The 14,416-nt window shown below is 48.6% G+C and carries 14 protein-coding genes and 2 tRNA genes; 5 read left to right on the forward strand and 11 right to left on the reverse strand.

The features are described 5' to 3' along the window. The 4 genes from J4G07_18960 to J4G07_18975 form a co-directional block, all read right to left on the reverse strand. Positions 1-508: hypothetical protein (locus J4G07_18960; GenBank protein MCE2416069.1), on the reverse strand; the 508-nt coding region annotated here is incomplete at its 3' end. Positions 509-540: 32 nt separating this feature from the next. Further along, positions 541-822 (reverse strand): hypothetical protein, encoded by a 282-nt coding sequence (locus tag J4G07_18965; protein ID MCE2416070.1) that lies wholly within the window; start codon positions 820-822, stop codon positions 541-543. Continuing rightward, complete coding sequence (locus J4G07_18970) at positions 819-1,148, reverse strand: hypothetical protein (GenBank protein ID MCE2416071.1); 330 nt, start codon at positions 1,146-1,148, stop codon at positions 819-821. The genes J4G07_18965 and J4G07_18970 overlap by 4 nt, the downstream gene beginning before the upstream one ends. Further along, complete coding sequence (locus tag J4G07_18975; GenBank protein ID MCE2416072.1) at positions 1,145-2,605, reverse strand: sulfatase-like hydrolase/transferase; 1,461 nt, start codon at positions 2,603-2,605, stop codon at positions 1,145-1,147. Before J4G07_18975 ends, J4G07_18970 begins: the two co-directional genes overlap by 4 nt. 175 nt (positions 2,606-2,780) lie before the next feature. Here J4G07_18975 and J4G07_18980 point away from each other — a divergent pair, with 175 nt between their 5' ends. Both J4G07_18980 and J4G07_18985 read left to right on the forward strand, forming a co-directional pair. After that, positions 2,781-3,185, forward strand: coding sequence for a VOC family protein (locus tag J4G07_18980; GenBank protein ID MCE2416073.1), 405 nt, complete (start codon positions 2,781-2,783; stop codon positions 3,183-3,185). Between the two features lie 87 nt (positions 3,186-3,272). Beyond that, entirely contained in the window at positions 3,273-4,103 is an 831-nt protein-coding gene (locus J4G07_18985) for a phytanoyl-CoA dioxygenase family protein (protein ID MCE2416074.1), read from the forward strand. Positions 4,104-4,136: 33 nt separating this feature from the next. Here J4G07_18985 and J4G07_18990 read toward each other — a convergent pair whose 3' ends face one another. The 7 genes from J4G07_18990 to J4G07_19020 all read right to left on the reverse strand — a co-directional run bounded on the left by J4G07_18990 (position 4,137) and on the right by J4G07_19020 (position 13,090). Next, on the reverse strand, positions 4,137-5,339 hold the full coding sequence (locus tag J4G07_18990; GenBank protein MCE2416075.1) for a hypothetical protein: 1,203 nt from the start codon (positions 5,337-5,339) through the stop codon (positions 4,137-4,139). 171 nt (positions 5,340-5,510) lie between these two features. Beyond that, positions 5,511-7,514, reverse strand: a complete 2,004-nt coding sequence (locus tag J4G07_18995; protein ID MCE2416076.1) for a hypothetical protein — start codon at positions 7,512-7,514, stop codon at positions 5,511-5,513. Between the two features lie 2 nt (positions 7,515-7,516). Beyond that, positions 7,517-8,977, reverse strand: coding sequence for a sulfatase-like hydrolase/transferase (locus tag J4G07_19000; GenBank protein MCE2416077.1), 1,461 nt, complete (start codon positions 8,975-8,977; stop codon positions 7,517-7,519). Between the two features lie 67 nt (positions 8,978-9,044). Further along, complete coding sequence (locus J4G07_19005; GenBank protein MCE2416078.1) at positions 9,045-9,299, reverse strand: DUF2283 domain-containing protein; 255 nt, start codon at positions 9,297-9,299, stop codon at positions 9,045-9,047. 176 nt (positions 9,300-9,475) lie between these two features. Beyond that, complete coding sequence (locus J4G07_19010; protein MCE2416079.1) at positions 9,476-11,395, reverse strand: family 10 glycosylhydrolase; 1,920 nt, start codon at positions 11,393-11,395, stop codon at positions 9,476-9,478. Further along, positions 11,392-11,559: a hypothetical protein gene (locus J4G07_19015; GenBank protein ID MCE2416080.1), complete on the reverse strand. Its 168-nt coding sequence runs from the start codon at positions 11,557-11,559 to the stop codon at positions 11,392-11,394. The genes J4G07_19010 and J4G07_19015 overlap by 4 nt, the downstream gene beginning before the upstream one ends. Before the next feature lie 10 nt (positions 11,560-11,569). Further along, positions 11,570-13,090 (reverse strand): N-acetylmuramoyl-L-alanine amidase, encoded by a 1,521-nt coding sequence (locus J4G07_19020; GenBank protein MCE2416081.1) that lies wholly within the window; start codon positions 13,088-13,090, stop codon positions 11,570-11,572. 225 nt (positions 13,091-13,315) lie between these two features. Here J4G07_19020 and J4G07_19025 point away from each other — a divergent pair, with 225 nt between their 5' ends. The 3 genes from J4G07_19025 (at position 13,316) to J4G07_19035 (ending at position 14,416) form a co-directional block, all read left to right on the forward strand. Further along, on the forward strand, positions 13,316-14,020 hold the full coding sequence (locus tag J4G07_19025; protein MCE2416082.1) for a phytanoyl-CoA dioxygenase family protein: 705 nt from the start codon (positions 13,316-13,318) through the stop codon (positions 14,018-14,020). A gap of 189 nt (positions 14,021-14,209) precedes the next feature. Next, positions 14,210-14,283: transfer RNA gene (locus J4G07_19030), tRNA-Val, on the forward strand. Between the two features lie 57 nt (positions 14,284-14,340). Next, positions 14,341-14,416, forward strand: a tRNA-Asp gene (locus J4G07_19035).

A 14,416-nucleotide genomic window follows, 5' to 3' on the forward strand; every position in this document is an offset into this window, starting at 1 on the left:
CCATCTGGACGGTGAACCACATTACAGGCATACGCAGACGCGGATCGTGGTGCGGCATTTTCTCGGTAACGGGAAAGTGAACCGAGCCGTCAACATGCCACCGGTCAATCGAGAGTCCAGGAAGATTCCGAAGCACATTCTGCCCACAAAACTTGCAGTTGTCGCCAACAATCGCTTCTGCCAAGCTCAGAATCGGTTCACGAAGAAGCATATCCCGGAAGATGGCATCAAGTTCAATCGTGTTTCGTAGAATGAAGGGTAACGGTTCCTGGGAGTCAGCATGTGCACCCATCTGAATGTATCTGACGTCTGCGAGGTCGGGGTTCGTTATTTCAGCGAGTTGTGGATCCGCGAAAAGTTCATCGCTTTTCTCGCGGAGTGCAGTAACCTCACCTTCAGTCAATACACCCGGAATATAAACGAACCCATCACGGAAGAATTGCTCGGCAATCTGTGCCGTTTTCTCTTCGCTAAAAGGCTCACCTTTGAGAATAGGACTGTTTGCCATATCGTATCTCCTGTTACATGAAAGGTTGATGATCAAAAAATATCACCACGATTGTCAATTTGCACAATTCGGATGAACCGCTTGCTTCTGTCAACGCGGTAAATGAAACGGATAGATCCTACTCGGTAGCGATAGAACCCTTTCTTCTTTCCACGCAGTTTTTTAATCGTTGTCGGATTTTCGTGCTGAAACGGAGAACTCCTGATGTACTCAAAAGCAGAATTAATTCGATTTTGTGTCTCTCTGTCTAATCGTCGGATAAAATTTTCAACTTTAGTTGGCAGTGGTTCAAGCGTGTATCGCTGATGATTCACAGCCCGATCTCCTTCTTTATCAGAGACCAAGATTTTCCACCACCAGCAGCCAATTCCCTTTCTGCTTCAAGAATATCTTCTAAAATTTCCTGTTCTGAATTGAGCAACGCGGTTTCACACCATTCGGAGAGAAAAATTGAAAGTGCCTCGGCATCTTTTTTCCCATCCGAGATCTGTGTTACCAGTTTGAGCAATTCCGAGAAGAACTCCACAAGCTCCTCAGGATCTAATTGCTTGAGCCAATCAAGGTGTTTTGCGGTCTTAACAGATTTGACGAATAATTGATCGTTCATAAGGTATCCAGCGACAAGTTTAAGATTTTTCATTTTTTTAGATAATCCATTTCTGGTAGCAGATTCCAACGGTACTGGTCTGCAGGTTGTATGTTCCGTCCCCACTTACCGAGAAGTTGCGTATCGGCTTGTTTCGCTGCTATTTGCGCGGCAACCGAATCAGGGTCCCAACCGTCCAATACTTTTTGTGTCAAATGTGCCAAAATGTCTCGGCATGCCGGATCGTTCGTTCGGTCTTGCAATTCGTTTGGATCGTCGTTCAAATTGAAAAGTTGTGGCGGTTGCCCGTGATAGTAATTCACTTTCCATTCACCCTCCCGGACCATGCGATGATAGCACCCGTCGTTGGTACAATATTCAGAGAAGGCGATATCCTCCCAGTGTCTATCATCACCGCGGAGAAGTGGTAAGGTGCTGCGGCCGCGGGAATATGGTAAGGCTGGTGCACCGAGTGCATCAAGCATCGTCGCGTTCAAATCAAGCGAACTGACAACCCGATTGCAACGGACACCTTCCGGTAAAGCACCGCGCCACGATAAAATCGTCGGGACTTTCACGGAATGTTCATAAAACGTCTGTTTCCACCAGAGTCCGTGTTCACCGACCTGTTCGCCGTGATCTGAGCTATAAAGAATTAGGGTGTCTTCATCTAACCCATTTTCTCGGAGTGCTGTCAAGATCTGCCCAATCATCACGTCCATTCGGGTTACCAACGCCCAATACGCCGTGCGTGCGCGAAGAATCTCAGCATCCGAAACTTCAACAATACCACACTTTTCACGCCACCACCGAAAGTAGGGATGTAACGCCTCTGAGAAAGGTTCAGGATTTTCGGGCATCGTCATCTGCGCTTCATACAGCCGATAATCCTCTTGACGGGCAACGAAAGGTTGATGCGGCAGCATGAACCCAACAGAAATCGAAAATGGAGCGTCTAAAAGACCTGCACGTTTTTGGACACCGAGGCGATTGAGGTAATCAACTGTCGCAGCAGTCACATCCTCATCGTGCACCTGATAGGCACTCTGCCCTGCCCCGGATTTTTCGAGACTTACGCGAGCCGGGCCTGCTGTGCCGGAGAGTTCGCCGTGATCGACACCACCTCCACCATGATAATTCGGACCGTGATCCCCGACGAGGCGTTCAGCATATCCGTGCAGTTGATCGGGTCCGAGTGCATGCATTCGTCCGATAAGCACAGGGTTATAGCCCGCCGCTCCCATCGCATGGGCAAAAGTAGGAATACTGGAATCGAGGATATGGCTGTTAGTCCAGACCGCGTTCTCATGCGGGTAGCGTCCACTCAACATTGACATCCGGGATGGCACACAGATCGGAGACGGGCAGTAGACGTTTTCAAACACCACCCCTTCGGCGGCGAGGCTATCAAGATGAGGGGTCTGCACCAACGGGTCGCCGTAACAACCGGTTACATAAGGGTCATGCTGGTCGGAATGGATATAGAGCAGATTGGGACCGTGAGGACGCATTTAAAATCCCTCGTGAACTTCATCGAATTTCTTTCATTATATACACACACGGGTTTTTGTCAAGAGAAGTCAGTGATCGTTTATTGACACTGAATAGGTTTTATCATAAAATAGAGCGAAATTTCAATACGTCTTTGACGAATTCACTTCATCTCACCAAAAGGGAGCAAGTACAATGGCATTTTTGAGACATATCGCGCTGCGGACGAAGGATATGGAAACCTCGCGTCGTTTTTATGAAACCATCGGTTTTGCGTTTGTTGGGTATCGGGGACGCAGTGGATTAGATCTCTCGGACGGCACGCTGAACATGACGATTCTTCAGTACAACGGCACGGAACGTCCACCGTTTGAGGAAGGGACAGAGTTTATCCATTTCGGTATCATTGTTGAAGATTTAGCGAAAATCTACAACACCCTTCGAGATGGCGGTTTTGAGTTAATCATGGATAATGTGAAAAAAGGGGATGACATCGACGATAACAAACCGCCGGAACGCTCTTTTAAGGTTGCCGATCCTGATGGAAATGTCGTCGATATTACAGGCGCGAAGGATGAATGGCGTGGCGTGACAGTCTAAGAAGAGATCGCCTCTATAGTGAAATCGAACTTCAAAACGTAGCAAACGCTAACAAGCACATAGACTCTGTTTGTATTGGGAAGGACAATGGCATTTCAATTTCAAGATTCTATGGTCAATGAATACCTCTCGGAGGGGTATCTTATCCTTCGAGGGATCGTTCCACCATCGTTGCTCAGTGATCTGCGCCAAGAGGCAGAAAAAGCCCGAGATCTGGCACACAAACTCAATGGGCCACAGACCCAACGGATTCAACCGTTATCCAATTACGGCGATGAACTGGACCTGAAACCCTTCTACGACTACACGGAGTTACCCGAACTCCGAGACGCTATCGAAAAATTGCTCGGTCCTGATTATACGCACGGACACGTTGACATCATGGGACTCCTCGTTGAGCCGCTCGAATATCCGTGGCATATCGGTTGGCACCGGGACGGCGTTGTCGAGGTCCCTCTCGAAGCACGTGATGAGATTGTCAACGCAAAGTTAGCGGAAGTCTGGTACGACCTGCGTCACTTCAATCAGGTCAACTGTGCGATTTACGCGGATTCCTGTACGTGGTTCGTTCCGGGTAGCCATCTACGCCAATGGGATTTGCCCGGCGAAGAACAATCAACAAAGGATCCGAAGCTGCGAAAACCCGCTGAAGGTCAATCCAGCGCTGAAGCCGAGCGATACTGTTTAGAGCACTGTCGGCAGTTTCCGGGTGCGGTTCAAGTGCATCTGGGACCGGGAGACTTCATGGTGTATCGGAATCTCGCTTGGCACACAGGAAACTACATTACCTATCAACCCCGCGCAACGATTCACGATGTCGTCCGCTACGAAGGACAGAAAGACTGGACCGACTGGCAACAAACAAAATTAGATGCCGTCAAACGGATGAAGGAAAAGCAATCAGAAGTACATGTGTAATATGGGTTTCAAGCCGTGTCTGCTGCAGCCCTTCTACAGTCGATCAACTGTATAAGCATCTAACAACGCTTCGTCCAAATCTACACCGAAACCGGGTGCATCGTTGAGGGTGAAAAATCCATCGTGCGGCACAGGTCGCAAGCGGCGATACAATTCGTTCTCAACGCCGTCTCTGGAAGGACCGAAGGTCTCTGCCATACATGGCATTGGAAGACAGGCAGTGAGATGCAAGCCCCAGGGTGTCCCTGCTTGGTGGAGCCATGTCGGAATGTCCAGCTCAGCGGCTTCACGGGCGATGCGTAAACATTCCGTGAAACCACCCGCCCAACTGATGTCCGGTTGAATCATATCTGCCGCTTTCCAACGCAGCAACTCCCGAAATCCGTATCGTGTGAACTCATGTTCACCGGAGACAACCCAAGCCGGTTGAATTTCACGGACCAATTGCGCCATGCCTGCATAGTCGTCAAGCGGAATGGGTTCTTCAATCCATTTGAGGCGAGCACCGACAGCAGCATCAGCGAAACGGAACGTGTAGTCCACATCCCAACGGAGATAGATGTCTGCCATCAATTCTGTTTCCGTTCCGACTGCGTCTCGTGCCTCGTGTATCAGTTCGACATTTTCCGTAAATCCATCTTCACCTTCAGCGAGTCCATTACGGATCGGTAGCTTGCAAGCAGTAAACCCGTTCTCTGCGTAATAGCCAACATCGGCACCGGTGGCATAGGCGGGCATTTTGAGGGACGGCGTATCCGTAATAAGACCATAGACAGGCGCGTCTACGATCTTTCCACATAAATCAACAAGCGCGAGTTCTATGCCACTCAAGACATAAATAACCAAACCGCGTCGTCCATAAATTGAAGTGATATGATACAGACGTTCCCAAATCTCCTCAACATCAAGCGGATCGCGTCCGACGACGAAGTTCTGAAGGTGTTTCTCAATAATTAGCGCGCCAGCAAGTCCCCCGCCGCCAAGACCGTATCCTTTCAAACCCTTATCAGTGGTAATTTCTACGATTAACGCGCCTGCCTGTGCCGCAAAGGGACCGCGCCAATCGACATGTACTGCCTGAGTCGTCGGTTCCTGCCACTGTCCCTTGGCAAACCCTAAACTGGGCATGGCACGAGGATTCAGATTGACATGCCACGTCCGAATCCCAACAACAGTATGTCGGGTTTTCGCACACGCTTTCCATGTAGTTGCAAGATCGGATGGATTAGATGCCATAATGCCCTCCTTTAGAAACCCTACTCAATCATAAGCCTTCGACACACCGAGTAAAATCCGGCATTACCAAAGGCTTCGTTCACAGAAGACTCCCAAATCTGCGTAATCCGTGTAAGCCGAGATTCAGACGAAATTAACACCTATGGCACAGTTTTCAAGCGCACCTATAGGTCACGACGGCAACGCAAAATAACCGATGCCTGTGAAAAACCCAACTATCATCCACAACCCTACCATCACGTATTCACCGAAAATCAAACCGAAGGCGACAGGTCGAATCTTCCTATACGTTGAGGCACCGCCAAACTTGAGTGCCATATACTTAATGAACCATCCAATCAAAATTGACGACCAGAGGTGAAACGGTGGGTAGGTTGCCCCCAACAGATAGCCGATCGGATGTAGGGACCACCAGACAAAATTCTGCCGCATCCAGAGCATAAAGCCTGTAAATCCGGCACCAGCAATCATACTGTACACCTCGTCCCACTTCGTCTCGATAGGGAATTGGATGAGACTGCTCATTCGTTGAAAATAGTTCCGCGGCGCAACCACGAAAGACCAACTCTGTAAAAACAGGGCACCTTTGTCATAAATCAGTGTCAACGAAGCGTAAACAGAAACAAGGAGTGCTACAACAATTGAAACCCACAAAATCGGCATAACACGGCGACGGACGAGTTTTACTTCATCTGCCGCCTTGAAACTGTGCAGAAAGTTCGGCATCATGAATTCGCCCCAATCGCGCAGGAAAGTCCGTTGGAAACTCAGGATCGCAAGACTCTTATGCCCTAATGCGTTGGAACCCAAAGTAATATCAATGTATTCCGAAGGGAAAAATGGAGCCTGCACCAGCAACAGACCCCCGTTGACTACCATCCAAGACAAAACGATTGATGTGATAAAGATAGAGAGCAGCGTCACGATCGCAACCCACGTTGTTACACCCACGACGACCAGAAACACGACAAGAACCATGAATCCTATGAGAAACCCAAGCAGCGCCACGCGATACGAGACAGGTTCGTTTGAATCGTCTATCGGTTGTCCTTCCACAGTGGCGTGGCTCGTCCTTGCGTGTCCGAGACCAAACGTTTTCCTAAAAACATCTCTGATGTGTTCACGACCTATCCAGAAAACCGCTGGAACAAAAACGAGATAACCGCCCATCACTTGACGGCTACAACTAATCCACGGACCGATGCTCAGTCCGATCGCATTCATGATGATATATTGGAGTTTGAAAAAGAGGTAGAAGAACCAGAGGCTAAATGATACCTCAAGCGTGAGTAAGGAGGCGATCCCGATGACCGAAAAATAGATGACGAACCGCATCGCGGGCCACCATCCGAGTGTATACCACGGTTTCTCGGTGAAGACGGTGTAGATATTGTAGATAAGTGGAATCTCTGGCACCCTCGGAAAATGCGCATGCAATCCATTGATAAGGTGCAACACCACCGGCAGTATCATTCCTGCCCAAAGGAGCCTGTTTTTGAAAAAGGTGTTGAGGAGTGTGCCGCGCGCCGGTTCAGCAGCGAGTTGTATCGGAATCTGAATTAAAGGGAACGAAAACCGCTCGCGTTCTACCCATTGCTTACGGAGAATTGTGGAAAGGCAGAGAGTCGTGAAATAGAAGACCAGAACAAAGAGACCCCAGACAAGTAGCGGCTTCAGCCATAGCATCCACGGAACGCTTTCACCGGGGGAAATCCCTTCATAGAAGTCTATTACAGCATGAGGTTCCGTGACGACGAGCCATTCAGGGACATGCGGATGGAGTGTTTCTGACCAATCGTTTTCCGTCGTCGCAAAGTACTGCAGCGCAACAAGAGACGGAAGCAGAAACTGCAATAAACCCATTGACGGAATGCCGACCGCAACGATTAGCATCATCCAGACAACGGTTAATTCGAGTGCAGAGAAGGCGAAACGCCCATTTCGCATCAACTTACGCAACGGCACATTGACGAGGAACACCAAAATGAGGAGCCCAAAGATGGAACCAACTGGGAGATGATTGCCTGCGATCTTCGTATTTTGTAGGAAATAGTTGTTGTAGGGGGTGATCGCACACATCGCCCCTATCAAAAGCAGTCCTACGAGGATGGCAGGGAACCGAATTTTTTGGTTTTTTAACGCTTGGGTTTGCGCTCCGATTTTTCCGTAAAGCACTATCAGCCTTCGTCTCTTACTGAAGGACGATAAAGACAGGTTTCCGCATCGACAACACGTCCATCAGGTAGTGTATACTGATTCGGGGTGCCTTTACCCCACGGCTCTTTGAAATCTTGGCTTCGCTCTTTATCCACAGCCATCTGTTCCTTAACGGACTCCCATGAGAATCCATCCATGAGGTGTTCATGGAGAGATGCCTCCAATTCCTGGGACGCTGCTTGACCTGCGAGGTTCTCAAATTCATTCGGGTCTGTTTCTAAATCGAAGAGAATGGATTCGTCTTCAGGGAAGGCGACGTATTTATAGCGAGGGGTTCGGAGCATACGCATCGGTCCCGTCGTCTGGTTCGACCAGTATTCGGTGATTGCAGTGTTACGCCACTCTTTCGTGTTCCCCGACATAAGATTTGTCAAATCCGCGCCATCTAAATCTTCAGGGATAGGAATACCCGCTCTGGAACATAGCGTTGGGAAAAGGTCATTTAGTTCGACAGGGGCAGTTACTCGCTCTCCGTGTGATTGCGGTAGATGTCTGTCGGATACGATTAATGGCACCCGTGCGGCTGCTTCGTAGTAGCTTGATTTCCACCACTGTCCGTGCTCTCCCGCCATTTCACCGTGATCGGTCGTATAAACAATGATGGTGTTATCCAATAAACCGTCCCGTTCCAAAAGCGTGAGCAGATCTCCGACGGTCTCGTCAAGGAATTCGCAACAGGCGTAGTACGCCGCGCGCGCCTTACGCGCTTCTTCAGGTGGGATTTCATCTGTTTTGAAGTTGTCCCGTAAACCTTTCGCGAACCGGTGTGTCTGCTCCAAGTGCCCCTCTGGAACGTTGGGCATATCGACATTATCGGGCCAATATTTATCGAAGAGTCGTTTAGGGGCTGTAAGCGGGAAATGGGGGCGGCTATAACTTGCCAGCAGGAACCACGGCTGCTCCGATGGTTGCGATCTCAAGTATTCAAGTGTTTCCGTATTGATAACCCGTTCTTGGAGCATGCTGGTCGGAATTTCGGTAATCCCAGCGAATCGTGTGCGGGGTCGCTTGCCAGATGGGGTCTCCAACGGATCGGTTTGGTGTCCGGCATATCCGCGTAAGTCGCCGTAAGGTCGAGACTGGAAACCGTTGTTTTGCTCTTTTCCGCCGAAATGCATTTTCCCAACGAGTGCGGTCGCATAACCGTGCTGTCCAAAATGCGCAGGCATCGTGAGATGTTCAGGAAACAGGACAGACCCATTATTCCATGCTGAACATCGGTGTGCGTATTTTCCGGTTAGCATACACATCCGGGAGGGCGTGCAGAGCGGTACTTGGCAGTAGGCACTCTCAAAATAAGTGCCAGATTTAGCGATCTGGTCAAGGTTGGGTGTTTGGACAATGTCATTGCCTTCACATCCTATGGCATGCGGACTATGCTCATCGCTCATCAAAAATAGAATATTCGGTTTTTGAGCCATTAATTCAAAAAACCTCCTTTAATCTTCTATGGGGAAGTAGATCTCTATGACCTGTATTTAGAATATTTTAAGTACGCGGCACAGCATCTGCATGAAAATCCGCACCGAAAGGCAGGGCGATGTCTGCGTCCTTTTGAGCGAAGTGCTCAGAAAAATCAATGAGCGTGAAACCCACCAGTTGTTTTGTCTCGGGATGGAAACGCAGAATAACGTCTTCGGTATATTCAACATAGTCAGTGTGCTCTGGTGCCCCCTTTGTTACATAGAGTACATCTGCCTCCCGGTCATAGACAATCTTAAGTCTATCTTTATTGAGATCCATGAAATCTCCTTTACCCTCGTATACACTTAGAAACTACGTTGCGAAAAATGCCTGCCTTCAATTTAGTTTACACGACTTCACAGCGATGTGCAAGTGGATTTTTAGGGTGAAATGAAAATACGAGACTTCGTTAACTTGGGGAACCTCGTGCGAATCTTTCTTATCCTGAAAATCCATTAATCCTGCAAATCCTGATTCAGACGAGAAGAAACATGCGACGGTTGTGCTTTAGATTTCCCGACACCCATTCCGAGTGCTGGTAATACAGTCTCAGAAATGTCAAGGGAATAGTCAAAAATTGTCCATCCTGAAGCCCCTAAGGAACGCGAGTGATAAATCTGCTCAATCACCGCATCTGGTGTCAGCAGCGAATTCGTGGCAGTCGCGCCAATACCGGGATAAATGGCTACCTCTTTAGGCATCAAGGCGAGTTGGTTGGTTAATAACTCTGTAAAATAGCCTGTATCTTCTGTATAATTCATTGGACACACGAAATCGACATAACCCGCTTTTGCCCACGCTATCCAGTCCTGTCCGATAGAAGTGACACACGCTGGATATGCTCCAAAGACGGCTGTAGAAAGTTTGATGTCCGGGTTCGCCTCTCGTAGCCGTTTGTGTAGCAAGCGAACCAAACGGGTAATTTGCTGCGATCTCCACTCAATATATTTCTCGCTGTGAGTGCTACTCTTTGGCAAAACTGAGGCGGGCCATTCGTCAATCTGCTGTCGTGTTGCAAGCGTGAATCTTTTACGGCACTCCTCACAGTAACACGCATGGCTACCCGGATAACGTATATAATCCAGATGGATACCATCTACATCGTAATTCGCTACAATTTCCAATATGCTCTCTAATTCCAACTGGATGTTTTTCGGGTGTGATGGACAGAGCCAATTCAGTGGATTTCCGGTGGCGGAGACTTGGGTTCGTCCCTCTTTCCGTATTTTCTCAATGAACTCTTTCGGTGCTCCCTCCAAATTCCACGTAATCTTCCACACGTGCACTTCTAAACCATACTTGCGTGCTGCTGTAACGCATTGTGATAACTGGTCTCCATATCGCGTGAAGGTTTTGCTCTGTGGTAAGATTTTACTGGCATAATGCGCTACCCCTGCCCACGCCATGTTCGGGAGAATCATGTTCACGCCTGCCGCTGCTAACTCTTTGGCAGATCTGTCCCAATCACCGGGGTAGGCACCGAGCCCAGAATGATTCCACACGGCACGTCCCTCGGTTTCAAGGCTACTCTGCGAGAAAAAATAGGCTTTTGAAAACGCTTCTCGACTTGCGCGTGCTGTCGTTATCGCTGCAGTGTAAGTCTTACTATTATACTCGGCGCGCGCCTTCTCCATCAAATGTTTTCCTGTTTCCAAAGCGTCTACTGCTCCTGACACACCGCTTTCTCCGACAAATGTAGCCAACGCCTTAAGTCCATCCGTATGTCCAACAGAGGTCATCATTTCTATAGATCGCTTGGCAAGCGGACGCTGAAATTCTGGAACGAGATGCCCCAAGAGCGCGGCAAGCATTCGCGTCTTGGTTAGGATGTCATCTGGAAGAAAAATGTGGCTGAAAAATACACCCGCTTTGCCCAGAAAGAGAGCAGGCAAACCAGTCGATTCTCCTGCTATATTGTGCCAATACCCGATAACTTTCGTTTCTGGCGTTGTCGGCGCTGCGACTGTAATGTTCCACGATGCCTGTCTAATAGATGTCGGCATATCAGGTATTTCGGGCGTGTTCAACGCAATCGATGCAAACTGTCCAGGGGATTCCTCTTTTCGCCAATCCGTTTGCTGCAAACCCAAAAGTGGTGCCACCGTATCCGCCAAGTTATAGGTCACGAAAAGTTTACCACCATCCGCAACGAATTTTTTCAAGAGGTTCGTCGTCTGTGTTGATACCACGTCGTTCAATGGAAGAACAATCAACTTAAGGGATTTCAGTCGCGCCTTAGAGAGTGATGAATCTTCAAGGGTGTCGGCGGTGAAACCGATGATACTGAGCATTCGACTGAATCGCTTCGCGACAGAACGAGCATACTGAACCTCGCCCGCTGGCACTCCGGATGTGACTGACGGTAAGACAATCACAATCTGCCACCGATACCCCAGAAAAGCACACATACGAGCAAAATTTTTAGACGATGGACACTCGTTCTGCCTTCCACTATGGGAGCGGTGTTTTTGCTTGGGTATTTCCCCGATTCTTTTCGGACGTGCCGCTGGGTTTGGGAACTTGCTAAAAAAAACGTCATTGACCACCCCCTACCTGTTCTTCTCAGCATTTGTAGCGGCAATTTTGGGGTTTCCACTCTTAACAAGAGGCATTCCCTCGGTCTTCCCCAAAAACATATCGATGCCTTGTGCGATGGCAGTGGCGATTTTATGTTGATACGCCCGTGTTGTGAGTTTATGTCCTTCCGTTGGATTCGATACAAATCCGGTCTCGATGAGGATAGCTGGGACGTTTGTTCCGATAAGAACGACAAACCGTGCGTGTTTGACGCCGCGGTCAATCGCGCCTGTCGCTTGTACCAATGATTGTTGCACGTGCCTTGCCAATCGCTTACTATCTTCGCTTTTGCTTTCCTGTATGATTCCTTTCAGCAGCGTCTCCAGCTCTTGAATACTGTAGCCGGAGTCTGCATTCTCTCGCGCTGCAATTGCTTCTGAGGCTTTGTCCGTACTGGTGACACTCAGATAGTAGGTTTCGATACCTTTTGCTTTACGGTTTACACTGGCGTTCGCATGAATGCTCAGAAAGAGATCCGCTTTGTGTTGCGTTGCAAACGCTGTACGTTCTTTGAGCGGAATGTAACGATTGGTATCACGTGTCATCAGGACAGTGTAGCCTTTTTGCGTTAGAAGCCTGCGAAGCCTTTCCGAGATACTGAGAACAATAGCTTTCTCTTGTAAGGTCCCCTTACCCAATGCACCTGGATCTTTGCCGCCATGACCGGGGTCAATAACAATCGTTTTTGCAGTTAATCCGAATTCGCGCGTCAGTGATTCAGGAACCAAAGGTTTCTTCGGACCAGGAGTTGGTGACGTAGGTTTCGGTTGAGGTTTGATTGGTGACGTAAGTTTCGGTTGAGGCTTAATGGGTGATATAGGTTTCCGGTTAGGTTCAGAACGCTTTTGAGCTTGAACGACCCTTTCGGGCGGCGATACTACCGGGCTTCGTTGTATTTTGAAGGGTTGCGTTTTGAGAGGGCGTAGTTCCGTCGTGGCAGCAGCAACAATTTTCCGATCTGTTGAAGAATTGATAAGATTCCCATAGAGCGTCTCAGCGCGTGTGACGTAACCTTGTCTTAGATATACACGTGCCAGTTCTAATTGGGCGGGATCTGATATTTCAGAACCGGCATAGCGACTCTCCACAATCTGGTATTGCGTGATGGCTTGGTAATCATCCCCGATATAGGCATAGCAACGTCCCAACCAGTAATGTGCTTGTGGGACATACCGCGACTTAGGATAGTTACGGATCAGTTTTTGGAAGGCTTCAATCGCCTGCTGTGGTGCTTCAGTAGCGCCGGCTTTGATGCTCCAGACCCAACTGGAAGCGATCGCGTATTGTGCGTCATCAGCTGACGGACCTTGGGCATCTGTATCAATAACTTCCTGAAAGTCTGAAATAAGCCTACGCCATTCAGCGGCAGTCGCATGCGTTTGTCCGTTGGTATATGCGCGATGACGCGATGCAGCCTCTTCGTAACCGGACATTACACATCCGGATAATACCGCTCCAGAAAGGATTAGCAGGCAAGAACACCATATTTTCATTATTTTTCTCCTCTGACACGATTGTGTTCCGCTTCAATTTTTATCTTATGTCCTATAAAACAAACGAAATATTCCCGTCTTTCGTTACCAAATTGCGCTATCAAGGTATAATTGTCCTGCTTTCAACGAAACCCTACGAATACATTTCTTTATTGACTCCCTTCTCAATTCACGTTAAACTAACATCTTATAGTTGACTTTAAAATAGCAAGGTAAGGTGCACCGATGGAATTGACACCCCAAGAAATCCAGTTGTTTCGCCACAACGGCTTTATCAGATTTCCGACGCGACTCTCTAAAGACCATGTGGAGGCACTTAAAGCTGCTGCACTGAAAGACATGGAAGAAGGCGTGGAACCTGTTGCCCGACAAGACGGTAGAATTATCCGAATCTCTGCTGTTTGGCAGCGTGGGGGCATCTTCCAAGAAACGGTTACTTGTGACGAGATTCTCAATCCGTTGGAATCATTATTGGGTCCGAATATAGAATTTGTGCTGAATCGTCACAATCACGTCTATCTGAGAGACGCGGGTTCATCGCATTCGCTTGAGTTGCATCGAGATGTCCGCCATTGGTCTCGGACAATTGCAACTGTTCTCATCTATCTCGAGGACACAAACTTAGAGAACGGCTGTACACGGGTCGTCCCTGGCTCACATCATTTGCCTGCGTTCGCGAGTCTCAGTGATGATACACTTCAGAAAATCGCGGCGAGTCAAGCCATTCCGTTACCGATGCCCGCCGGAGGTTTGCTCGCGATTGATAGCATGATAATTCACTCGGCGGGGATTAACCGCACAGATAGAACGCGGATGAGTATGACGCTCGGTTACCATAGTATTGATGAACTCGCCTTGGAAGATAATCCAAGGAAGGTGCTTGTGCGTGGTGAACGACCTTACGGCGGAAACGACAAACCTCGTGAATAATTTTACCGGAATTGGGTTATAGTAACTTAAGACGCATCCGCAAAGAGTGCCTGAAAAAACACTTTTTTGAAAAAAGTCATTCTTTTTCGTTTTTTTCAAAAAAATACGATTTTTTCTTGACAAACACCAAACTCTGTGGTATACTTAATAATGCTATTGGAGGTCTCGATTTCGAGATTGAAAAATTCTGGGCGGGTAGCTCAGGTGGCTAGAGCGACAGCCTTACAAGCTGTAGGTCACAGGTTCAAGTCCTGTCCCGCCTACCTACCGTAACCGCCTAAAAATGAAAAGTCTCTCGATGTCGAGGTTGAAAATACTATGGGCTCGTGGCGCAGTTTGGTTTAGCGCGCCTGCCTGTCACGCAGGAGGTCGCGGGTTCAAGTCCCGTCGGGCCCG

It is taken from the genome of Candidatus Poribacteria bacterium, assembly GCA_021295715.1.
Taxonomy (GTDB): Bacteria; Poribacteria; WGA-4E; order WGA-4E; family WGA-3G; genus WGA-3G.